Source organism: Nocardia testacea NBRC 100365 (assembly GCF_000308775.1).
Lineage (GTDB): Bacteria > Actinomycetota > Actinomycetes > Mycobacteriales > Mycobacteriaceae > Nocardia > Nocardia testacea.
This window is the reverse complement of sequence record NZ_BAGJ01000273.1, coordinates 106,243-128,809: the sequence shown is the minus strand read 5'-3', so window position 1 is coordinate 128,809 and position 22,567 is coordinate 106,243. Positions and strand designations below refer to the sequence as shown.

Annotated in this window: 26 protein-coding genes; 4 read left to right on the top strand and 22 right to left on the bottom strand. The window is 68.4% G+C overall.

What is annotated here, in order from left to right:
- Positions 1-3: 3 nt before the first annotated feature.
- The 5 genes from ON38_RS32805 to ON38_RS32785 form a co-directional block, all read right to left on the bottom strand.
- Positions 4-1,146: a glycerate kinase gene (locus ON38_RS32805; protein ID WP_039829165.1), complete on the bottom strand. Its 1,143-nt coding sequence runs from the start codon at positions 1,144-1,146 to the stop codon at positions 4-6.
- Between the two features lie 40 nt (positions 1,147-1,186).
- Positions 1,187-1,990, bottom strand: a complete 804-nt coding sequence (locus ON38_RS32800; RefSeq protein WP_039829164.1) for an ABC transporter ATP-binding protein — start codon at positions 1,988-1,990, stop codon at positions 1,187-1,189.
- 17 nt (positions 1,991-2,007) lie between these two features.
- Positions 2,008-3,048 (bottom strand): ABC transporter substrate-binding protein, encoded by a 1,041-nt coding sequence (locus ON38_RS32795; RefSeq protein WP_039829162.1) that lies wholly within the window; start codon positions 3,046-3,048, stop codon positions 2,008-2,010.
- 43 nt (positions 3,049-3,091) lie between these two features.
- A complete protein-coding gene (locus tag ON38_RS32790; protein WP_245564495.1) occupies positions 3,092-3,835 on the bottom strand; it encodes an ABC transporter permease in 744 nt (247 codons plus the stop codon).
- 255 nt (positions 3,836-4,090) lie between these two features.
- Entirely contained in the window at positions 4,091-5,131 is a 1,041-nt protein-coding gene (locus ON38_RS32785) for a LacI family DNA-binding transcriptional regulator (RefSeq protein WP_039829160.1), read from the bottom strand.
- Positions 5,132-5,305: 174 nt separating this feature from the next.
- On the opposite strand from ON38_RS32785, the gene ON38_RS32780 reads away from it, so the two are divergent.
- Genes ON38_RS32780 through ON38_RS32770 form a run of 3 tightly spaced genes read left to right on the top strand, consistent with a single transcriptional unit; the run spans position 5,306 to position 8,531 of the window.
- Entirely contained in the window at positions 5,306-6,469 is a 1,164-nt protein-coding gene (locus tag ON38_RS32780) for a Gfo/Idh/MocA family protein (protein ID WP_039829158.1), read from the top strand.
- Entirely contained in the window at positions 6,466-7,656 is a 1,191-nt protein-coding gene (locus tag ON38_RS32775) for a dihydrodipicolinate synthase family protein (protein WP_039829157.1), read from the top strand. The genes ON38_RS32780 and ON38_RS32775 overlap by 4 nt, the downstream gene beginning before the upstream one ends.
- Positions 7,653-8,531, top strand: coding sequence for a sugar phosphate isomerase/epimerase family protein (locus ON38_RS32770; protein ID WP_039829156.1), 879 nt, complete (start codon positions 7,653-7,655; stop codon positions 8,529-8,531). The genes ON38_RS32775 and ON38_RS32770 overlap by 4 nt, the downstream gene beginning before the upstream one ends.
- 69 nt (positions 8,532-8,600) lie before the next feature.
- Here the strand turns inward: ON38_RS32770 and ON38_RS37990 are convergent, their stop codons facing one another.
- Complete coding sequence (locus ON38_RS37990; RefSeq protein WP_281004658.1) at positions 8,601-8,723, bottom strand: hypothetical protein; 123 nt, start codon at positions 8,721-8,723, stop codon at positions 8,601-8,603.
- Here ON38_RS37990 and ON38_RS36750 point away from each other — a divergent pair.
- Positions 8,694-8,882, top strand: coding sequence for an MmyB family transcriptional regulator (locus ON38_RS36750; RefSeq protein ID WP_306306711.1), 189 nt, complete (start codon positions 8,694-8,696; stop codon positions 8,880-8,882). The genes ON38_RS37990 and ON38_RS36750 overlap by 30 nt on opposite strands.
- Before the next feature lie 99 nt (positions 8,883-8,981).
- On the opposite strand, the gene ON38_RS32760 is transcribed toward ON38_RS36750, so the two are convergent.
- From ON38_RS32760 to ON38_RS32685, 16 genes are all read right to left on the bottom strand, one after another.
- Positions 8,982-10,109, bottom strand: coding sequence for an FAD-dependent monooxygenase (locus tag ON38_RS32760; RefSeq protein ID WP_245564494.1), 1,128 nt, complete (start codon positions 10,107-10,109; stop codon positions 8,982-8,984).
- A 10-nt stretch (positions 10,110-10,119) separates the two neighbouring features.
- Complete coding sequence (locus ON38_RS32755) at positions 10,120-10,560, bottom strand: RidA family protein (RefSeq protein WP_051165580.1); 441 nt, start codon at positions 10,558-10,560, stop codon at positions 10,120-10,122.
- Positions 10,557-10,898: a hypothetical protein gene (locus tag ON38_RS32750; RefSeq protein WP_039829152.1), complete on the bottom strand. Its 342-nt coding sequence runs from the start codon at positions 10,896-10,898 to the stop codon at positions 10,557-10,559. Before ON38_RS32750 ends, ON38_RS32755 begins: the two co-directional genes overlap by 4 nt.
- On the bottom strand, positions 10,895-11,980 hold the full coding sequence (locus ON38_RS32745) for a Rieske 2Fe-2S domain-containing protein (protein ID WP_039829151.1): 1,086 nt from the start codon (positions 11,978-11,980) through the stop codon (positions 10,895-10,897). The genes ON38_RS32750 and ON38_RS32745 overlap by 4 nt, the downstream gene beginning before the upstream one ends.
- A gap of 1 nt (position 11,981) precedes the next feature.
- Positions 11,982-12,209 (bottom strand): recombinase-like helix-turn-helix domain-containing protein, encoded by a 228-nt coding sequence (locus ON38_RS32740; protein WP_039829149.1) that lies wholly within the window; start codon positions 12,207-12,209, stop codon positions 11,982-11,984.
- Positions 12,202-12,792, bottom strand: coding sequence for an alpha/beta fold hydrolase (locus tag ON38_RS32735; protein ID WP_039829148.1), 591 nt, complete (start codon positions 12,790-12,792; stop codon positions 12,202-12,204). Before ON38_RS32735 ends, ON38_RS32740 begins: the two co-directional genes overlap by 8 nt.
- Positions 12,793-12,796: 4 nt before the next feature.
- Positions 12,797-14,473: a thiamine pyrophosphate-binding protein gene (locus tag ON38_RS32730; RefSeq protein ID WP_039829146.1), complete on the bottom strand. Its 1,677-nt coding sequence runs from the start codon at positions 14,471-14,473 to the stop codon at positions 12,797-12,799.
- A gap of 56 nt (positions 14,474-14,529) precedes the next feature.
- Complete coding sequence (locus ON38_RS32725) at positions 14,530-15,318, bottom strand: SDR family oxidoreductase (RefSeq protein ID WP_039829144.1); 789 nt, start codon at positions 15,316-15,318, stop codon at positions 14,530-14,532.
- Between the two features lie 52 nt (positions 15,319-15,370).
- A complete protein-coding gene (locus ON38_RS32720; protein WP_039829143.1) occupies positions 15,371-16,111 on the bottom strand; it encodes an SDR family oxidoreductase in 741 nt (246 codons plus the stop codon).
- On the bottom strand, positions 16,108-16,935 hold the full coding sequence (locus tag ON38_RS32715; protein WP_051165579.1) for an alpha/beta fold hydrolase: 828 nt from the start codon (positions 16,933-16,935) through the stop codon (positions 16,108-16,110). The genes ON38_RS32720 and ON38_RS32715 overlap by 4 nt, the downstream gene beginning before the upstream one ends.
- 16 nt (positions 16,936-16,951) lie before the next feature.
- On the bottom strand, positions 16,952-17,914 hold the full coding sequence (locus tag ON38_RS32710; RefSeq protein WP_039829142.1) for a VOC family protein: 963 nt from the start codon (positions 17,912-17,914) through the stop codon (positions 16,952-16,954).
- Positions 17,915-17,942: 28 nt separating this feature from the next.
- The gene (locus ON38_RS32705) at positions 17,943-18,896 is read right to left on the bottom strand and encodes a PDR/VanB family oxidoreductase (RefSeq protein ID WP_051165578.1); all 954 of its coding nucleotides are present in this window, start codon (positions 18,894-18,896) and stop codon (positions 17,943-17,945) included.
- A 33-nt stretch (positions 18,897-18,929) separates the two neighbouring features.
- Positions 18,930-19,448, bottom strand: a complete 519-nt coding sequence (locus ON38_RS32700; protein WP_039829141.1) for a cupin domain-containing protein — start codon at positions 19,446-19,448, stop codon at positions 18,930-18,932.
- A gap of 47 nt (positions 19,449-19,495) precedes the next feature.
- On the bottom strand, positions 19,496-19,837 hold the full coding sequence (locus ON38_RS32695) for a RidA family protein (protein WP_039829140.1): 342 nt from the start codon (positions 19,835-19,837) through the stop codon (positions 19,496-19,498).
- A 12-nt stretch (positions 19,838-19,849) separates the two neighbouring features.
- Positions 19,850-21,454: an aldehyde dehydrogenase gene (locus tag ON38_RS32690; RefSeq protein WP_083873300.1), complete on the bottom strand. Its 1,605-nt coding sequence runs from the start codon at positions 21,452-21,454 to the stop codon at positions 19,850-19,852.
- Between the two features lie 177 nt (positions 21,455-21,631).
- Entirely contained in the window at positions 21,632-22,474 is an 843-nt protein-coding gene (locus ON38_RS32685; protein WP_039829139.1) for an aspartate dehydrogenase domain-containing protein, read from the bottom strand.
- Between the last annotated feature and the right edge of the window lie 93 nt (positions 22,475-22,567).

Here is a 22,567-nt window from a genome sequence, read left to right as displayed (position 1 = left end):
TATTCATCGGTTCTGCGCTGAACGGGTCCGGGGCGGCACGGCCGTGGTGCGGCCGATCCGCCGGCCGATCCGGATCAGTAACTCCCGGGTCAGTTCGGGATCACCGGCGGTATCCCGGTCGGTGAAATCGCCGAGCGAGTAGACGGTCGTGAACCCCGCCGGCTCCCACTGTTCGCGGGACAGTGTGCTCCGCCCGGCGACGGCGACGACCGGAACGGGGCGGGAACGGCGGGCCAGCACCGTGGGCAGTTTGCCGTTCGCGGTCTGCTCATCGATACTTCCCTCCCCGGTGATCACCAGATCGGCACCGGTCAGGTACCGATCGAACTCGAGCAGCTCGAGAAAGTACTCGGCACCGGACACGATCGTGGCCCCGAGCAGTAACGCGGCGAATCCGATCCCGCCCGCGCTGCCCGCTCCGGCCGCGGTCGCGACGGTCCGCGCGTCCGGATAGCCGCTGCGGGCGAATGCCGCGACGAGATTGTTCAGGCCGGTGTCGAGAAACCGGACGTCGGCGGCGGTGGCCCCTTTCTGCGGCCCGTACACCGCCGCCGCACCGTTCGGACCGAGCAGCGGGTTGGTGACATCACCGGCGACCACGATCTCGACCCCGGCCGGCCAGGCCGCACGCGACGAGTCGACGGTGTGGACTCGTCCCGCACTCCGTCCGCACGGTCGCAGCAGCACTCCCCGCTCATCGGCGAAGGTGAAGCCGAGCGCCGCGAGCAGTCCCATTCCGCCGTCGGTACTGGCACTACCGCCGAGAGCGAGAACCAATCGGCGCGGATGGTATCGCAGTGCTTCCGAAATGGCCTGTCCCATACCGAAACTGCTCGCGTCCAGTGGCAGCTTCCGGCCGTCCGGCAGGGTGGTGAGGCCGCAGGTATTCGCGACCTCGACCACAGCGGTACCGTCGCCGACGGCGATCCGCCCGCATCCCGGGTTTCCCGCCGCACCCGCCACTGTCACCGGATGCGGCGTGAAACCGGCCGCTACCGCGGCATCGACGCTGCCGTCACCGCCGTCGGCCAGCGGCATTCTGTGGCTGCCGACCCCCGCCGTCGCCAAGCCCTCCGCCAGCCGATCGGCCACTTCTGAGGCGGGGAGGCTTCCTTTGAACTTGTCGGGGGCAACCAGCACCCTCACGGGGTCGACCTCCTGTCGCTGCGCCGGCGGGGTTCGGATATCAGTCGGCCGGCGCCACCGAGCCGAGCAGATCCCGGACCCGGTTGGCGACCGTGATGAACTCCGGCGTCTCCATCGTCGCGGCGTACTCCCGGTGCGGAGGCAGGTCGACGTCGAGCAGTTCGATGATCCTGCCCGGCCGCGGGCTCATCACGACCACCCGGTTGGCGAGGTATACGGCCTCGGCCACCGAATGGGTCACCAGCAGTACCGTGGTGCCCGTTTCCCGCCAGATCCGATGTAGCTCGACATTCATCCGTTCCCTGGTCAGCGCGTCGAGCGCACCGAACGGCTCGTCCATCAGCAGCACTTCCGGCCGGTGCAGCAGGGCCCGGCACAGCGAAACCCGCTGCTGCATTCCGCCGGAGAGTTCGTGCGGCAGGGCGTTCTCGAATCCGGCCAGTCCGGTCATCTCGATGAGACGCTCGCACTCGGCCGCGGCCTCCCGCTTGTTCATGCCGCGCATCTCGGCCTGCAGCAGGATGTTCCTGCGGACGGTCCGCCATTCCAGCAGCGCGGCGCGCTGGAACACGTAGCCGATATCGCGCTGCGGACCACGCACTGGTGCTCCGCCGAGTTCGACACGACCCCCGCTCGGATCGGTCAGTCCCGCGACGACTTTCAGCAGCGTCGATTTACCGCAGCCGGAGGGCCCGACGATCGACACGAATTCGCCGCGACGGACATGCAGGCCGACATCGTGTAGTGCGGTGACCTCGCCGCGTGGGGAGGAGAACCGTACGGTCAGGTCGTCCACCGCGACCGCGGTCTCGGTACGGGCGAGGGTGTCGGTGGGTGTGCTCATCTCGTCACCTGCTCCGATCACGGCTTGCCGGTGGGGGTGAACGCGGAGTCCCAGTACTTGGCCGGATCCTCGGCTTTGTCGAGGAGCTTCGCGTTGCTGAGGACATCGACGGTGGCGCGCCAGTTGGCTTCGGAATTGGTCCCCGGTGCCTTACCCGCGGTCTCCGGGGTGCTGAGCAGCGGAATGGTCTGCTGCCACTGCTGCAGCAGTACCTGCTGCGGCGGCAGCTGCGGGTCTTTGCCCTCCATCGCGGCGACCGCCGCCTCCGGCTTCGCGACAGCCGCGGCGAAGGACTCGCTCGTCGCGTCCACCATGGCCTGTACCAGCTCGGGCGAAGATTCGATGGTGGCCTGATTCACGATCAGCCCGTTACTGAAGAAGTTCAGGCCCTGATCGGAATACCGCAGGTAGCGGACCTCTTTGCCGCTTTTGTTCGCAATGGTGGGGCCTTGGTCGTGGGCGAATCCGATGAGCCCGTCGACGCGGCCCGAGAGCATCGCCGACATCTTGCCCGCCGAGTCGAGGCTCTGCTGGGTCACCTGATCCGCCGGAACGCCCGCCTTGTCGAGATAAACCGGGAATGTCGTGGTCGGTGCGTCTCCCGCGGAAACGGCAATGGTCTTACCCGCCAGATCGGCCGGCGTCCGGATATCCGAATCGGCGAATACCTGCACTGCCGAAGGGGTCGTCTGGAGATAGACCCCGACGCTCTTGATCTTGACGCCCTTGTCGATATTGCTGAGCACCGCCGGAGTATCGGCCCAGCCGAAATCGGTCTGTTTCGCACCGGTGGCCTGCGCGGTTTTGGTCGAGCCCTGCCCCGCCGAGATCTTCAGGTCGATACCGTGCTTGGCGAATATGCCCTCTTGCACCCCGTAATAGAACGGGGCGTGCTCGCCGTAGGGGTACCAGTTGAGCATCAGTGACACCGCGGTGGTCTTCCCGTCGGTGCCGGGATCCTTCGCCTCGGTGCCGCCGCCCCCGCAGCCGGCCAATACCAGGATCGAGGCCACCGCGGCGGCGCCGATCGTCGTGAGTCTGCGAATTCCGAATTTCATGCGATTTCTCCAGCTGTGGCGCGAATGCGATGGTTCGACATGCTCATGCCGCGCCGACGACCGAAGCCGTGGATCGACGGGAGGCGTGCCAGGGAATGAGGAATTGCTCGGCGATTTCGATGATCGCGAAAAGGATTATGCCCAGCATGGACATGATGATCAGGGCGGCGAACAGCATTGCCGTGTCGATATTTCCGTTGGCCTGCAGGATCACGTAGCCGAGGCCCTCGTTCGCGCCCACGAATTCGCCGACGACGGCGCCGGTGACCGCGAGAGTGGCGGCGATCTTGAGGCCGGACATCAACTGCGGCAGCGAAGCCGGAAAACGCACTTTCACGAACGTCTTCCAATTGCTCGCGCCCATGGTGGAGGTGAGTTCGAGGATCTCCGGATCCACCGAGCGCAGCCCGGCCATCCCGGAGATGACAATGGGGAAGAATGCCATCAGTACGGCGACCAGGATCTTGGGGCTGGTACCGAAGCCGAGCCATACGATGAACAGCGGGGCGATCGCGATCTTGGGAATGACCTGCGCGAACAGAATGAGCGGGTACATTGTCCGCTCGACACCGCGCGAGTAGATCATCACCAGGGCGACGGCTTCGCCGATCAGCGCGGCGATCACGAAGCCGACCACCGTTTCATACGTCGTGACCCAGGTGTGCTGGAGCAGGTAGGCCGAATTGTCGGTGGCGGTGCGCCAGGTATCCGCCGGTGACGGCAGGATGTAGGGCTCGACGAGCCCGTACTCGGTGACGGCCCACCAGGCGACCACGAGCACGGCCACCAGAGCGAGCGGCCGCCATATGGACGACCATACGGTGGATGGAGATGGGAACTTCCGGCGCCGAGGGCGGACGGGTTGCGTCGCTTTCGGCGCGGAGGAACTGGCCTCGACGGACGTGACTACCGCCATCTGGAGTCCTAAAGCTAGTAGTGGAGCGGGGTTCGCACTACACCCGCTGGGAATGCGCTTTCCGAAGCTGGAACCGAGGCTAGTGTGACCGGACCCACAGTGTCAAGGGTTTTGGATCTCCGCAGGTCAGGACGGTCGCAAAACGCTGCTGTCCCGCAGGATCACCCGGCCGGGCACGAATTCGTGGGTCCGCGCGGCCGTGGCGGACTCGTCGAGCGCCAGCGATACGGCCCGCTCGCCGATCTCGACCAGCGAGAGCGCCACCGTCGAAAGACCGGGCACGTGGTCCCGCAGGGTCGGGATATCGTCGAACCCGGCGACGCAGATGTCGTCGGGCACCGCGAGGCCGATTTCACGCCACGCCGCGATCGCCCCGATCGCCATCACGTCGCTCACCGCGAAAACGCAGGGCCTGACGGCGCCGGCCCGGCCGGGACCCAGCTCCAGCGCGGCGGCGAGGCGCCGCGCGGCACTGAAACCACCGTCACGGGAGAAGTCGCCCGCGATCTCCACCAGCGGCGTCACACCCCGTGTCGCGAGCGCTTCGACAAAGCCGTTGCGCCGGTCGACCGCGGTCCTGATATGACCCGGCCCGCCGATGACGGCGAAATCCCGGTGCCCCTGCTCGAGCAGGGATACAGCCAATTGCGCCGAGGCAGCGTGATTTTCGGGCTCCACCGCGGCACCGAAGGAAAGCGGTTGCCCGATCACGACGACCTTGCCGCTGTTGTCCAGATACCGCGCGCACTCCTTCTCGAGATCGCGGTCGAGGTCTCCGCTCTGACGGGAACCCGCCAGGATGATGGCGTCGGCGCGGTGCGAGATGAAGGTGCTCACGGATTCGCGTTCGATATCGAAATCGCGTTGCGTACTGGCCAGCAGAACGAGCTTGCCCGCCCTGCGTGCCGCCGCCTGGACACCCTGCACGATCGAGGAGAAGTAGGGGTCGGCGATATCGTGCACGACGAGCCCGATGAGTCCGGTCGAAGACCGCGCGAGGGCCTGGGCCTGGGCATTCGCCACATATCCGAGTTCGGCGGCAGCGGCGCGCACCCGGTCGGCAACGCCTTCGCCGGGGACCCGTGACGAGCCGTTGAGTACGCGGGACGCGGTCGCCTGGGAGACACCCGCCCGAGTCGCGACGTCTTGCAATCTCACAGGCGCCATGGCTTCGTTCCTCGTTCTCTCGGTACGCGTGGGGTTGACCGGACTTCGCGACTAGCATAGCGTGGAAAGCGCTTTCCGGCGCTGCTCGTCCACTCGACGGAGGCGGGTCCCTCCGCATCGTCCACGACCCGTTCCGCGGTCGTCAGTCACGCAGATCAGAAGAGGCACATACCAATGCCCGATTCCACTCCCCCACGCACGCTCCGCATCGCCATGAACGGCGTCACCGGTCGCATGGGCTATCGCCAGCATCTGATGCGATCGATCCTGCCCATCCGCGACGGCGGCGGGCTGCTGCTCCCGGACGGCACCCGCGTCCTGGTGGAGCCCATCCTGGTCGGTCGCAATGCCGCCAAACTCGCCGAGCTCGCCGAACGACACGGCATCGCCGAATGGAGTACCGACGCCGCCGCCGTCATCGCCGATCCGTCCATCGATATCTACTTCGACGCACAGGTCACCTCACGTCGCGCCGAGGCACTGGCGGCAGCGATGAAAGCGGGTAAACACGTCTTCACCGAGAAGCCGACCGCCGAGACGCTGACCGAAGCGATCGAGCTCGCCAGGGTGGCCGCGGACGCCGGCGTCACCGTGGGCGTCGTGCACGACAAGCTCTACCTGCCCGGCCTGGTGAAGTTGCGCAGGCTCGTCGACGAAGGATTCTTCGGCCGGATCCTCTCGCTGCGTGGCGAATTCGGCTACTGGGTCTTCGAGGGCGACGGCCAGCCCGCCCAGCGGCCCAGCTGGAACTACCGGTCCGAAGACGGCGGCGGCATCGTCGTCGATATGTTCTGTCACTGGAACTACGTGCTCGAGGGCCTGCTCGGCAAGGTCGAGGCGGTCACCGCGAAGGCCACGACCCATATCCCCACTCGATGGGACGAACAGGGGAAGCCGTATCCGGCCACCGCCGACGATGCCGCCTATGGGATCTTCGAGATGGAGAACGGCGTGGTCGCACAGATCAACTCCTCGTGGGCGGTACGGGTGTACCGCGACGAACTCGTCGAGTTCCAGATCGACGGAACGCACGGATCCGCCGTCGCCGGCCTGCGCAAATGCGTGGCGCAACATCGCTCGCACACGCCCAAACCGGTCTGGAATCCGGACCTTCCGGTGACCGAGCCGTTCCGCGATCAATGGCTGGAAGTACCCGCGAACGCGGATCTGGACAACGGATTCAAGGTGCAGTGGGAAGAGTTCCTCACCGACGTGGTGAACGGCCGGCCGCACCGCTACGAGTTGCTCTCCGCCGCGCGCGGTGTGCAACTGGCCGAACTGGGACTACGCAGCTCCGCCGAAGGCCGGCGGATCGAGATCCCGGAGATCATGCTGTGACCGCGACATCAACGGGGATATCGGTCACACTGCCGATCGACGGCCGGCTCGAACCGTACGTTCTCGGCACGCCGGGCGCCTGGACGCGGCCGGCGCGGCCGATCACCTCCCGCGTGGCCTTCGCCGCGGCACACGTGATTCCGCGTGCGACAGCGGACAACACACCGGGTACTCCCGCCACTGTCGACTGGGACGCGACACTGGCCTACCGGCACGAATTGTGGTCCTACGGACTCGGTGTCGCAGACGCCATGGACACCGCGCAGCGCGGAATGGGACTCGACTGGCAGGCCAGCGCGGAATTGATCCGCCGATCCGGCGCCGAGGCGGTATCGGCCGGTGGCCTGCTCGCCTGTGGAGCCGGCACCGATCAGCTCGACCTCGCCGGACTCCCCTCCGGATCGGCCGGGCTCGACCGGATCGTCGACGCCTACCGCGAACAGATCGACGTGGTCACCGAGGCGGGAGCCCAGGTGATCCTGATGGCCTCGCGGGCGCTCGCCCAGGTCGCCCGTTCGGCCGCCGACTACCTCTACGTCTACGAGCGATTACTGGCCGATGCGGAACGACCGGTGATCCTGCACTGGCTCGGCACCATGTTCGATCCCGCGCTGCACGGATATTGGGGCAGCCCCGATATCGCCACCGCCACCGCCACCTTCCGCGCCCTCGTCGAGGACAACGAATCGAAGATCGACGGAGTCAAGGTCTCCCTGCTCGACGCGGCACACGAGATCGCACTGCGACGCACGCTCCCCGACGGGGTGCGGCTGTACACAGGCGACGATTTCAACTATCCCGAGCTGATCATCGGTGACACGCAGGGGCATTCGGATGCCCTGCTGGGTATCTTCGCCGCGATCTACCCGGCCGCGTCCACCGCGCTCCAGGAACTCGACAACGGCAATGTGACACGTGCGTCGGAAATTCTCGAGGCCACCCGGGCACTCGGGCGGCATATCTTCGCCGCACCAACCTATTACTACAAGACAGGTATCGCGTTCCTGTCGTGGCTCAACGGCAGACAACCGGGATTCTCGATGGTGGCGGGGCTGTCCACCGGCCGATCCGTACCCCACCTGGCGGAGTTGTTCCGGCTCGCGGACCGGGCCGGGCTGCTGTCGGACCCGGAACTGGCCGCGCACCGGATGCGGGTCTACCTCGAACTGAACGGAGCGGTCTCATGACATCGGTCGCAGGACAGCAGACGCCGTTCGATCCGGACGATCCATACCGGTCGCTGTCGTTGAATACGATGACGACGAAGAGTTGGACCCTCGCCGAGGCGGTGGACGGTGCGGCCCGTGCGGGGCTGGGCGCGATCGGACTGTGGCGCGACCGGGTCGACGAAATCGGTGCCGCCACCGCGGCGAAGCTCGTCGCCGATGCGGGATTGCGGGTCTCCAGCCTGTGCCGCGGCGGCTTCCTGACCGAGCCCGGCGACGGGCAGGCGGCCCTCGACGACAATCGCCGCGCCATCGACGACGCCGCGACCCTGTGCACGCGGGAACTGGTGATGGTGGTGGGCGGTATGCCGGACCGGGACCTCGTCGCCGCGCGCGAACGGGTGGACGAACGGCTCGCGCTGCTGGTTCCGTATGCGGCCGAGCGCGGTGTCCGGCTGGCGCTGGAGCCGCTGCACCCGATGTTCTGCGCCGACCGTGCGGTGATCTCCACACTGGCGCAGGCATTGTCGATGGCGCGGCCGTATCCGGCGGAGACCGTGGGTGTCGTGGTCGACACCTTTCACATCTGGTGGGATCCGACCCTGGAAGAACAGATCGCACAGGCCGGCGCGTCCGGGCGGATCAGCTCGTACCAGGTGTGTGACTGGCTCGACCCGATGACTCCCGACCCGCTGCTGTCGCGGGGCATGATGGGTGACGGGGTCATCGACTTCGCGGCCATCGGCCGCTGGGTTCGCGCCGCCGGTTACCGCGGCGATGTCGAGGTCGAGATCTTCAATGCGGCCGTGTGGGCCACCGACGGCCGGGAAGTGATCGAGACGATGAAGCAGCGCTACCGGGATCTGGTCCTTCCGTCCCTTGTGGATCGAGCCTGATGGGACGGCCCGGCCCAGGAGTGGACAGTCCTGGGCCGGGTACCGCGCAGTCGTGGCGAGCCGCGCCGGTCACCGGTCGAGTGCGCGCACGGCACCTCGGTCGGCGGACTGGGCCAGGGCGGCGTAGGCGCGCAGGGCGGTGGAGACCGCGCGTGCACGGTCATCCAGGAGCTGCTGGGATCGAGCACGCACTTCCGTGAGGGCTGGCGCAGTCACCACATCGAGGGCTTCGCCTCGCGTACGAGGGTTTTCCGGCATCCCGCACGAGGGCTGCTGCGCTACGAGCACCATCGCCTGGCGCCCGCCGACCATCCGGATCTGCACCTGGTCGTCTACGTCCCGGTGGGGTGACTCCGGTGACGGACTTCGCCCGCGCCGGTCGCCCGTGAGTGCCGCGCGCCGATTCGCCCGGCCGCGCAGGCCGTTCCGAAAGTGCGCCGGCCGTCCCTCCTATGCGCCGGCCAGCGTCACATTCCAGGCGTCGTACTCGTACACCCAGTCACCGTTGCCCGCCGATTTCAGCCATTCGTTGGACCGGGAACCGCGCTGGATCCGGGCGGTCCGGTCCATCCGGGTGTTCTCGTACCCGGCCAGGGCATCTGCCACGCCGGCGTAGCCGTCCGACCCGAGGCAGCGCGCCAGCACCACCGCGTCCTCGATCGCCTGTCCTGCCCCCTGCGCCATGAACGGCATCATCGGATGGCAGGCGTCGCCGAGCAGCGTGACGGTACCCGCGGTCCACGCGGGTAGCGGGTCACGCACGTACAGAGCCGATTTCAGGACATCGTCACAGGCGTCGAGCAGGGCGCGCGCCTCCGGGTGGAAGTCCTGGTAGAGGTCACGCAGTTCATCGGCGCTGCCGGGGGTCGTCCACGACTCCTCGGTCCACTCGTCCTGTGCGCAAGTGGCGAAGATGAAAATATCCTTGCCCTGGCCGAGGGGGAACGTCACGATCTGCGTCGCCGCGTCCGGCCCCCACCATTTGGTGAAGCAGTCCAGATTCGGCACCGCGGCGACCGCCGCCGCCGGGACGACCGCGCGGAATGCCACGACACCGGTGAAGGTGGGGTGCTCCGGGCCGAACAGCGCGGTGCGGACCGCGGAATGGATACCGTCGGCACCGATGATCACGTCGGCTCGGTGCATCCCGCCGTCTGCGAAATGGACGGCACCGTCACGGATATCGACGACCTGCCGGCCCAGCGAGATGTTGTTCTTCGGCAGCGCCGATTCGAGGGTGGACATGAGATCACCGCGGTGCAGGGTGAGCTGCGGTGATCCGTAGCGCGCCTCCGCCGACGAGCCCATCTCGAGCCGCGAGGTCTCCACGCCCGTATCCCAGGTCCGGCTGATCCGGAACTGCGGCCGGGCCGCCGAATCCCGCAGCGCCGCGCCCAGTCCGAGGCCGTCGAGCGCCCGGACGGCATTCGGCGTGAGATTGATATCCGCGCCCACCCGGGCGAATCGGCTCGTCCGCTCGAAGACCTGCGCGTCGATGCCGATCGTGCGGAGCGCGAGGGCCGCGGTGAGACCGCCGATACCCGCCCCGCAGACGGCGACACTCGGTGCCATGCTCATGGTTCTGTCCTCAACTTTCGAAAGTGTGCGGGCGATCCGGGCCGGCGGCGGATCGGGTGCCGCTGTGGGATCCGATGATTCCCTGGGCCTCGATCTCCACCTTCAGGCCTGGTTCGACGAGCGCCGACACCTCGACGAGCGTCGAGCACGGGAAATCGCCGGAGAACACCTCGGCGCGCGCCCGGCCGACCGCTGCCCGGTCGGCGATATCGGTCAGATAGACACGCAGGACGAGGATGTCGTCCACGACGGCCCCGCAGGCCTCGGTGAGTGCCCGGACCCGCCGGAACGCTTCCTGGGCCTGTAGGTAGGTCTCGGCGCCGCCGACGAGCCCGCCCGGCCCGCCGGCATGCATCCCGGACAGGAAGAACTGATCACCGTGCACCCGGGCGTTGCTGAACATGCCCGGCCGCGGTGCTTCCGCGACCGTTTCCGCCGCGACCCGGGTCATGCGCCGCGCCGCTCGTCGGATTCGCGGGTCAGCCGCTCGCGCACCGGCACGAAGTCGTAGGTCGGGTAGAAGTCGGTGTGGAACACACCCCACGCCCGGCGTTCCAGCTCCACATTGACGGCGGCGAGCCGCGCCACCGGTAGCCGCAATGTCACGATCTGTCCCACGCCCATCGCGACGACCCAGGAGACGACTTCGCAGCCCGCGGGCGGAAAGTGCTGCCACCAGCCGGCCTCGTCGAGCCTGCCCTGGATCTGCTCCAGGTTCTGCGACTGGTCGTGCCGCAGGAACACCGTCAGCATCATGGTGTCGGCGGAATCCGCCCGCGGCGCGCTCATACCGTTTCGCCTGCCAGGATCGCCGCCTGTTTCCTCGCGTCCGCCCGGTAGATGCGGCGGATCCGCGAGACACCGAGGTCGTGCTGATACAGGTGCTCTTCGGCGTCGGCGTCGGCGGCCAGGGCCTCGAGCACCTCGCGGTCCTGTTCGAGCACCTCCCAGTGCCGGGCCTCGAGCCGGGTGCGGTAGAGGAAGCGCCACACCTCGCGCTCCCAGCCGTCGACCCGGCGGGTGCGCCAGTGGAAGATCGCGGAGTTGTCCGCGTCGATCGGGGTGGCCATACCGACGATGCCGAAGACGCCGCCGGGGCCGGCGTTCGGCGCGTAGGGGATCTCCAGGTCGACGTAGTCCATGGATCCGCGCACGTACTCGACCCAGTCGAAGTTCACGCCGACCTGATCGGTTTTCTCGAAGAAGAAACCGCGGTCGGTCTCCCGGATCCGGAAGCGCGCCGAGGTGTCGCCGCCGAACATCGAATGCGAATCGCGGTGCAGGAAAGCACCGTGCATCGGGTCGAGGACATTGTCCATATAGAAACGCCAGGGCCCGGCCCATTCCGCGAAATTCGGGAACCAGGACACGGCCTCGTCGGTGAGCCGGTCGGGCAGGACGAACGGCGTGGGCTCGGAATCCTGGGTCAGCGGGACGAACGCGAAAATGGTGTCGGCGGCCTCGACGACCCGCAACGACACCGTCGCCCGCTTACCCTCGAGCGCGCAGCCGGGCATCCCCGGCACGGAGACGACGGTGCCGGTGCCGTCCACCTGGACACCGTGGTATTTGCAGGCGAGCCGGTCGCCGAGGTGTTGGCCCACCGACAGCGGGGCGCTGCGATGCGGGCACCGGTCCTCGAGCATATGGACGGTTCCCTGCGGATCCCGGAACAGCACCCAGTCGACGGACAGCCGGGTGACCTTCTTGGATTCCCCGGGCTTCACCATGCGCGAGGGCAGGATCGGATACCACCGGTCGCGCAGCCCGGTGGCGGCGATATCCGCGGCGGTCATATCCTTGCGGACGCCGACCGCGCGCTTCTTCGGACCGCCGGTCGCGGTCGGGGCGGATGTGGTCGCGGTGGTCATCTCAGTCTCCCAGTCGTCGCATCTCGGCGCGGAAATTGTCCTCGGTCCAGGCCTGCCCGTCGGGCGCGTGCAGACCCAGTTCGTTCAGGCCCGCGATCAGCCCGGGCAGATCATGGGTGCCCCGGCCGAAGATCTCCATGATCGAACCGGACAGCTTGGTCTCGTAGGGGCTGATCGGTTCGGGGTGGGTCTGATTGGGCTCGAGGTAGTGCTCGGTGGTGTCAGGCATGGGTTTTCTCCTGTTGCTGTGATGCCATGGCATCGAGACCTTCGGCGATGACGGTGAACGCGGTGACCCATTCGTTGAACGAGGCCGCGCGTTCGCGGTGGGCCGGGATCGTGCCGCCGTCGATGACGACGAACACCCCGTTGTCGATGCCACCGGCGATGCTCTGGGCCTGCGCCATATCCACGCGCTCGTCGGGGACGGAGGCGATCACCAGGGTCGGGGCGGCCACCCGTGCCAGCAACTCGCCGTATCCGGGAGCGTCCGGATCGACCTGCGGGTCGCCGAGTACGAGGCTGGTGACGAGCGCGGGATGCCGGGCGGCGAACGCGATGGCACCGTAGGCCGTGGCACCCGTGGCGAGGAGGTGGACGCGGTCGTGGCCGAGGGCCGTCACGCCGGCGGCGGCCTCGTCCGCCCAGGCGTCGACGGATCCCGGGTCGGCCGGGGGCGGCGCGGCGGACCGATGCGCGATCGCGCCGAGCGTTTCGACCTGGTCGGCGAACCAGCGCGCCGGGTCCGGTCCGGCATGCAGGCACACCAGCGCGTGCGCCGGAGTGTCGTCGTCCCATTCGTTGCCGGTCATCGGATCACCCCTCCCGCACCGGGATGTGCACCGGTGGAGTGAACGGGCCGGGCGGCGGATCGATCGCGGCCACATCGACCTCGACGATCGCCGGACCGCGCGTCGCCACCGCGTCCGCGAACGCCCTCTCGAAACGTCCCGGACCCTGAACCAGGGTGTAAGGCATATCGAGTGCGGCCGCGAGCAGATCGAACCGAGGCGTGAACAGGTCGACACCGGACCGGTCGAAACCATTGGCCGCCTGCATGTTCCGCAGGACGCCGTAACCGCCGTCGTTGAAGATCACCACGACGCACCAGGCGCCGCTACCGGCGAGCGAGGCGAGTTCGCCGAGGTGTACGGCGAGGCCGCCGTCCCCGGCGATCACCGCGGTCGGCACCTCGGGCCGGCCGAGCGCGGCACCGATCCCCATGGCCAGCCCCTGTCCGATACCACCACCGAGGGGGAAGATATTGGTCCCGCGTTCATAGAAGGGCAGCAATCGGTTGCCCCACTGGCTGGAGGGGATGGTCACATCGCGCGCGACCACGGAGTCGCGCGGCAGTATCGACCGCATCCCTTCGCAGATCTCCGCGTACCCGCCGATATAGGCGGTGAGTGCCGCGCGGACCGCCACCCTGGTGTCGGTGACCCGGCCGGACCACCCCGGATCCACCGAGGTGCGCGTCAGGCTGTCGTTGATCGCGGCGAGAGTGGCCGCGGCATCCCCCACGAGGCCGACCTTCGCCGGATAGATACGGCCGATGGCCGCCGGATCCACATCGATCTGGATCTGCGTGTCCGGTAACCGCAGGTGGTAGCTCTTGGTCTCGTTGGAGCGGAAGTGGGTGCCGATCGACAGCAGCAGATCGGCGTCCGCGAGCAGTGGCGCGACCTCCGGTGCTGTGGCGAAGTTCCCGATCACCAGCGGGTCGTCCTCGGGCACGATGGCGCGTCCCGAGTTGCTGGTCAGCAGGCCCGCCCCGAGGGTGTGCAGCAGGGTGGCCAGCTCGGATTTCGCGCCGGCCGCTCCCCCGCCCACCCAGATCAGGGGGCGCTCGGCCGCCGCCAGCTTGGCGACGGCCTCGGCGATCGCGTCGCGCTCCGGCACCGGGATGTCGAAGACCGGCGGCTCGTAGTCGCGCTGATCGGCCGGACGCGCCAGATATTGCAGATCCGACGGCCACTCCACGCTGGCCGGGCCCTGCGGCGCGGCCAGGATATGGGCGATGGCGGTTTCCAGATCCGCTTCGACGTCCTCCGCGCGTTCGATGGTCGCCGCGTAACGGGAGACGGCATCGAGCATCTGCAGCTGTTTGGGTACCTCGTGGATGACGCCCCGGGTCGATCCGCCCGAATTGAGGTACTCGCTCTCGATCTGGCCGGTCACATGCAGCACCCGGCTCCCCGCGGTCAACGCTTCGAGCATCGAACCCGCGGCATTGCCGGCGCCGGTTCCGGTGCTGGTGATCGCGACACCGATCTTTCCGGTCGCGCGCGCGTACCCGTCGGCGGCATTGACCGCCGCCGCCTCGTGTCGCACCTCCACGAAGTTCAGCTCCCGCGCCACCGCTTCGACAAGCGGCAGATTGTGGATGCTGATCACGCCGAACGCGGTATCGATGCCGTGCCTGCGCATTACGGCGACGAGCACGTCGCCGCCGGTGGGCTCCTTCGCGCCGGGGCTGTCGGTGGTCGTCATGGGTATGTCCTCCGGAGAGATCTGGGAACGGCGGATCCGCCGGGCCGGGCCGATGGTCAGATGTAACGGCCGACGCCACCGCCGACGTCGATGCTGGTGCCGGTGATGTAGCCGCTCCGCGGCGAGAGCAGGGTGACGATCGGGAACGCGACCTCCTCGGCGGTACCGAACCGGCCCAGCGCGATACCGCGGTCGGCGGCGATCTCCGCACTCCACGCGTCGTAGTCGAGTGCGGTCCCCGAGGTCTCGAACCGGCGGCGCCACTGACCGGTGTCGACGAGCCCGAGCAGCACCGAGTTCACCCGGGTGCCGTCCGCGGCGAGATCCTCGGCCATGGAGTGGGTGAGGTTGAGCAACGCGGCCCGCGCGGCCGAGGTGACGGCCAGCCGGGGTTCCGGCTGCCGGGACAGGATCGCGTTGACATTGACGACGGCGCCTCGGTCCGCGGCGGCCAGCGCACCGCGGGCCGCACGCACCAGATTCCAGGAACCGAAGATCTTCAGGTCGAATTCCGCGCGGATCTGTTCATCGGTGGTCTCCGCCAGCGGCGCCATCAGGGAGCGGCCGGCATTGCATACCAGCCCGTCGATACCGCCGAAACGCTCGACAGCGGAGTCGATGAAGGCTTCGACCTCGGCGCGGTCGGTGACATCGCAGGCCGCGAGGTACACCGCGGCGGGATCGATATCGTCGATGGAATCGATCGCGGCGCGCAACCGGTCCAGATCGCGGGCGCAGGCGGCGATCCGGGCGCCCTCGGCGAGGAGCATCCGGGTCGTCGCCAGTCCCACCCCGGAGCTCGCGCCGGTGACGACCACGGTGCGGCCGGTGAGTTGCAGATCCATCGAGGGTCGGTCTCCTTGTGCGGGGAAGGTTTCGAAAAGCCGGGTGTGGGGGTCAGTTCATGACGAATCCGCCGTCGACCACCAGCGTCTGGCCGGTCAGGTAGCTCGCCGCGTCCGAGAGCAGGAACTGCACCGTGCCCGCGACATCCTCGGGCGTCTGCTCGCGATCCAGGACCTGGTTGTCGGCGTAGAGCCGGTACCGCGACGCCGGCACCGTGGCCGTGGCCTCGACCCGGGTCAGGCCGGGGGCGACGGCATTGACCCGCAGCCCGTGCGGGCCCCCGTCGCGTGCCATCGTGCGGGTCATCGCCATGACCGCGCCCTTGGAACCGACATAGTGCACCAGGCGGGGCGAGCCGTACAGCGCGGCGTCGGAGGCGATGTTCACGATGGCGCCGTGGCCGCCCCGCACCAGCTGGGCGAACAAATGCTTGCTGACCAGCCAGGTCCCGAACGCGTTGACGGTCATCACCTTCTGGAAGAACCCCTCATCGAGTTCCCAGAACGCGTCACCGCCCACACCGTCCGCGAGTGCGGCATTGTTGACCAGCGCGTCCGCGCCACCCAGGTCCGCCACCCGGCTCGCGAGGGCCACCACCGAATCGCGGTCGGCGATATCGGTGACCACCGCGGTGACGTCGTACCCCTTGTCCCGCAGTGTCTTCTCGGCACTCTCGGCCAGTTCGGCGCGCATCTCCGCGATGACCACCCGGTCCCCCGCGGCGGCCAGCCGCTCGGCGATCGCGAAACCCAGTCCCCGGCCGGCCCCGGTGACCACGACCAGTCTGCTCATTCGTCCAGTTCCTTCCAGAACCGCAGGATGTGCGCGGCCGTCTCGACCGGCTTCTCCTGCACTGCCGCGTGTCCGGCACCCAGGATCAGTCCGAAGCGGGCGCCGGGAATGGCGTCGGCCAGTAGCCGGGATTCGTCGACGCCGGTGACGATGTCGTCCGCCCCGACCAGCACCAGCGTGGGTGCCGCCAGGGTGGCCAGGCTCGGCCCGGTGTCGGTGCGGGCCATGTACTCGGCGGCGGCGGTGTAACCGGGCAGCCGGACCCGTGCCATATCGGATTCCACAGCGCGGGCGATCTCCTCGGCACAGGCAGGCGAGACCAGTCGTGGCGCACGGGCCGCCGCGAACGCCGGTCCGCCGAGTTCGCGCAGCTCACCGATGCGTGCCCGCATGGCCCGCGCCCGCTCGGGGTCCACACCCGAGCCGCGGGTGCTGTCGGCCAAGACGAGCGAACGCACCGACGCCGGATGCGCGGCGGCGACCGCGGTCGCGATCACCCCGCCCCAGGATGTACCGAGCAGATGTACCGGCCCGCCACCGAGTTCGTCGATCAGTTCCGCGACCACCAGCGCGTGGTCGTAGCCCGCGGTGGATTCGTCCGCACCCGGCGCCGGATCGGCGGACCGCCCGTAACCCGGCGCGTCCCAGCAGTACGTGCGGTAGCCGTGCGCGCTCAGCACCTCGGCGAGCGCCCCGCAGGCCGCGGCACTGCCGCCGATACCGTGCAGGAGCAGCACCGGATCGCCCGCGCCGCGGACCTCGAGCGAGATCCCCCGCGTCGAAACCCACCGGGTCGTCCGGTCCGGCGCGGCCGTGCCGGTCACGGCTGCACCCGCCGCATCACTGGCCCCCGTAGAAGTAGTCGTCGATCCCCGGGGTGACCAGGTGGCGATGCCCGAGATCGGGTATGCCGGCCATCGCCGCGCGGACCGTGGTCGTCGGCGGACCCGCCGTCCCCCATTGGTCGGAGAGTTCGGGCGTACGCTTCCAGGTCCGGCACAGCCAGCGGTCCTCGTCGATCTGGGCCACCTCGGAGGTGTACTCGCATACCAGCCCGGCCGGATCGGTGAAGTACGAGAAGGTGTTGTCACCCGGGCCGTGCCGGCCGGGACCCCACTGCGGGACGATACCGCTGCGTTTGAGACTGCCGAGCCCCCGCATGAAATGGTCGAGGCTCTCCATCTCGTAGGCCACGTGGTTGATCGACGGGAACTCGGCCTGGTTCAGTGCGATGACGTGATGGTCGGAATTACAGCGCAGAAAGGTCATCTGGTGTTCGGACCAGTCCGAGATCCGCATACCGAGCACCTGGGTGTAGAAATCGGCGGTGCGATCGATATCGCTGGTGTTGAGCACGACATGCGCGAGCTTGCGGGGGATCGCCCGGCGCCCGGCCGGCTCCTGCGCCGAGACGGCGAACGTATCGGCGGACAGCTCCAGGCAGCGGCCCTCCGGATCGACGAGTTGCAGGCCGTAGCCGCCGCCCGCGTCGTCGAGCGGACCGGGTTCGCGCAGGAGCGGGACGCCCAGCTTCTGCAGCGCGCGGGCCGCCTCGTCGACCTCACGCGGAGTGCCGAGCGCGAACGAGATCCGGTCCAGCGCGTTACCGGCGCCGGCGCACAGTTGCAGTACGTGGTGCTCGCTGCCCGTGGCACGCAGCCAGAAGGTGTCACCGTCTTCGTCGACGGTGCTCAGCCCCCAGGCCTCGTGATAGAAGTCGCGCGAGCGGGCCGGATCGGGCACCGTAACCGATACCGACCGTAACGCGCGCAGAGTACAGACCGGTGTTCCGGAGAATCGCATGATCGACCTTTCTGTCGAGGGTGACCGGTTACAGGTCGAGGACGAGTTCGGCGGAGCGGCACCGGGAAACGCAGACGAACATGGTGCCGCCGGTCTGCTGTTCCTCGGGCGAGAGCAGGAAGTCGCGGTGCTCGACATCGCCCTTGACGACGCCGACCTCGCAGGTTCCGCAGATACCTTCGGTGCACGAGCTCTCCACCGGCACACCGGCGTCCTGCAGTGCGCTCAGGACCGAGACATCCGGGCCGACCGGGATCCGGCGCCCGCTGCCGGCGAGGATCACGTCGAATGCCGTGTCCTGCCCGGTGGCGACCGGTTCCGGTGCCTTGAATCGTTCGATCCGCAACTGCCCGGGATCCGGGAGCGCGTCCCGGCACGCCGACATCAACGACTCGGGACCGCAACAGTAGGCGACGGTATCGGCGTCGATATCCCCGAGCAGCCCGGCGAGGTCGGGGAATCGGCCCGATGCCTCGTCGTCCGCGTGGATCGTCACGCGGTCGGCGGGCAGCGAGCCGATCTCGTCGAGAAACGCCATCGTCGACCGGGATCGTCCGGTGTAGAGCAGCGTCCAGTCCGCGTCGTCGCGGTGCAGGGTGCGCACCATCGACAGGATCGGGGTGATACCGATCCCGCCCGCGACCAGGAGGTGGCGGGCCGCGGTGTCGAGCGCGAAGTTCTGGCGGGGTCCCTCGACCTGTAGCAGCCCACCGACCGGCAGGAGGTCGTGGATATGGGAGCTGCCGCCCCGCGAATCCGGGGTGCGCAGCACCGCGACCGTCCAGCGCGACCGGTCCGCCGGGTCCGAGCAGAGCGAATACTCCCGGACGAGCCCGTTCGGCAGATGCAGCGCGAGATGCGCGCCGGGTTCCCAGGCGGGCAACTGCGCACCGGACGGGTCGGCGAACGTCACGCTGATGACACCGTCGGCTTCCCAGGTCTTCTGCTGGACGCGCAGCGTCCGCCTCGTCGGCTCGTCCATCGGGCTCTCCTCGTACTTCTTCCGGGACTCGAATCAGCGTGTGACGCCGTACATTTCGGAGCTGGGCGGGTAGGTGGGCAGCTGCGGCTTGGGGGTGCCGATGATGACGCAGAACAGCGCGTCGGAGTCGGAGACGTTCGCGAGGCTGCGCGGCACCCCGGCGGGGACGCGGATCAGGTCGCGGTAGCCGAGCGTGCGCACCGCCTTCTTCGTCCCGTCCTCGACATCGTGGACGGCGACCTCGATTTCGCCCTCGAGCACGTAGAAGACCTCTTCGACGTCGTGATGGGTGTGCTCGGGGCCGACCGCGCCCGCGGGCAGGCGCATATTGGAGAAGGTGAAGTGGTCGGCCTGGATGATGTTGTTGTCGGTGTCGTGGTTGCCGGTGGCACCCGAGCCGATGTAGCGGATCTGTGCCCGCTTGAACCGGTCGCCGCCCTTGGCCGCCTGGAAGCCGAGCGTGTCCCAGTCCTCGTAGCGGGTGTCGGCGGCGGCGATGCAGGAGTCGATCAGGGCCTCGAGATCGACGCCGGTCTTTTCGGTGCTGGACATGATGTGTGCCTTCCTCTATGGGTGATCCGTGGGGACGCTCGGGTGCGCTACCCGCGGTGGGCGATGGCCTCGATCTCGACCGTCGCGCCATAGGGCAGCGCGGCGACCTCGACGAACGACCGCGCCGGGCGCGGTTCGGCGAATACCGCCTCGTAGTGCCGGTTCGCCTCGTCCCGCAGAGCGACGTCGGTGACGAAATAGGTGGTCTTCACGACGTGCTCGAGCGTCATATCGATGGTCGAGAGCCGCTCGCTCAGCCGCGCCATCGCGGCTTCGAGAGCTTCCCGGCGGCCGGGGACCGCGACCCCGTCCTCGTCGACCGACAGTGCGCCGGAGACGAATCCGAAGCCGGCGATACCGAAGGCCGGGCTGTAGGGATGAGCGCTCATGGTGCTCCCTTCTCACAGACCTGCCCAGGGCAGCGGCTGCCCGGACACGTCGAGGTAGATGCTCTTCTGGTTCATGTAGGACCGGATTCCGTCGCGGCCCTTCTCGGTCCCGATACCGCTGTCCTTCAGCCCGCTGAAGGGGGTCGAGATGCTGAACTGCTTGTAGGTGTTGATCCACACCGTTCCGGCCTGGACGGCGCGGGCCGTGCGCCAGGCACGCCGGTAGTCCGAGGTCCAGATCCCGCAGGCCAGGCCGAACACCGTGTCGTCGGCCTGGGCGACGACATCGGCCTCGTCCTCGAACGGGAGCACGACGGCGACCGGCCCGAAGATCTCCTCCTGGCAGATCGTCGCGCTGTTCGGGACGCCGGTGAGCACGGTGGGCAGGTAGTACGCGCCTTCGGCGAGTGCGGGATCCGCGGGCGCGGCGCCGCCGCACAACACCGTCGCGCCCGCGCGCACCGCGTCGTCGACCATCGCCGCGACCCCGTCCCGGTGTTCGCGGGTGACCATGGGCGCCACCTGGGTGCGCGGATCGGTACCCGGTCCCACCCGCAGTGCCGTGGTCGCCGCGACGAGCCGGTCGACGAACTCGTCGTATATCGCGCGCTGGACAAAGACGCGGGACCCAGCGATACAGCTCTGGCCCGACGAGGAGAAGATGCCGTACAGGACCCCGGCGAGCGCCTGATCCAGATCGGCGTCGGCGAAGACTATGGTGGGCGATTTCCCGCCGAGTTCGAGCGTGATCGGCATCAGCTTCTCCGCGGCGATATGTGCCAGCGCGCGACCGGTCCCGGTGCCACCGGTGAAGGAGATCTTGCCGATACCCGGATGCCGGGCGAGCGCGTCGCCGACGGTCCGGCCCGGTCCGGGCAGTACCGACAACAGGCCGGGCGGCAGACCTGCCTCCTCCGCGAGCCGGGCCAGCAGCAGGGTCACCCACGGCGCCCATACCGGCGGTTTGGCGACGACCGCGTTACCCGCGGCGAGGGCCGGGGCGATCTTCTGCGCGTCCGAGGCGATCGGCGAGTTCCACGGGGTGATGGCTCCGACGACGCCCATCGGTTCGTGGGTCGCGAAGGTGAGGAACGGACCCCGCCGGGGCGTGATCGCCTCCTCCATCGTCTCGAGCGCAGCCGCCATGAACCGGAAGGTGCCGGCGGCGCTGCGCGCGAGTGCGCCGGTCTCGGCCAGCGTCTTTCCGGTGTCGATGGTTTGCAGGGCGGCGATGCGGTCGGCATTGGCCTCGATCGCGGTGCCGATGCGGTACAGGACGGCCGCGCGCTCATGCGGTAGCAGTCGGGCCCAGCCGGAACCCGCGACGGCCCGCAGGCCGCCGTCGACGGCCAGGTCGACATCGGCTGCCACGGCGCCGTGCAGGCGGGCGAAGACCCGGCCGGTGGCCGGATCGACCGATTCGATGACCTTGCCCGAGCCGCGCACCCACCGGCCCGCCACGACGATCTCGTCGGTCGTGTCGGGGACCGGTCCGGCCGCCCATGAACGGCCCAGGTCCGCGGCGTCGGCGGGCACCGCCGGGACTTCCGGCCCGAAGGCGGAGATCCCGCTCGCCGCCTGCGGCGAACGAGTACTCGTGCTGCTCTGTAAGTCCATCGGAGTCTTCATCCGTTCCCTCTGTCGCAGCACTTGTCCGGGGCAATCACCGCTCCGAATCCCTCCGGTAAAAGAGTCTGAGCTAAAAGATACTTTGCGTCAAGATGTCTGCGTGAATTTGTCGTAACGGCCCGGTCCAGGCCGCTTCCGGCGCTCGTCGTCGCGTCGACGGGCCGGTCAGGCGATGAGATTCGGGGAGCCTGTCAGATGCGCCAGCGTCCGCAGGATCGAGTACGGCACCACAGCGCTGGTACGCGGATTGTCCACGCTCGGCAGATTCTCGATCTTTATCGAGTACCGGCCGATCGGTCCCGAGGCCTCGATCTCGTGACAGGTCAGCTCCGCGTCCGGATCGGCGTACAACTCGACCGAGACCGTCTCCCAGTCGCTCACCGCGAAACTCACCGCGGCCGCGACATTGAGCGATTTCGGGAACAGCCGCGCCGCCTCGGCCGAACTGCCCGCGAACACACGCAGCCGCGTCGTCGTGGTACCGACCCGGCGCCGCTCCGCCGCGTCCATCCACGGTTGCACCAGTGATCCCGGCGATTTCGTCGACCGGACGAGCACGTGGTCGAACGGCGCCGCGTCGCGTGCGGCGGCGAGCAGATCGAGACCGCCGACCGCACCGTGGGTACACACCACCCGGCCCGGTCCGCTACCCGCGACCTGTTGCGCGAAAGCGGGATCCGACAGCGCCCCGACCGACGACACCAGCAGATCGCACCCCGCGTCGACCACTTGCCGGCCGACTTCCCGGACCGCCTCCTGTGAGGCGCATTCGACCACCACATCCGCGATCTCGAGCGCGTCCGCGAGCGAGAGCACGGGCGCCGGGGGATTGTCGACCGGAGACCGATTGACGATCCCGGCCAGCTCGGCGCCGGGCACATCGCCGCGGATGAGCCGATCGGCCACGACCGCGCCGATACTCCCGTAACCGAGCACGCATACCCGCACCGGTCCCCGGCCTTCGAGCACCGCGGCGACCCGGCGCGCGCCGTGGTAACCCGAAGTCATGGTGCCCCCTTGGAAAGAGTTACCGCTGATCGGTGGATACTGCGGCGTGGGCGGAGGTCTCGCCTCATCGCGCCCTCTCGGAGTCGAACGGCC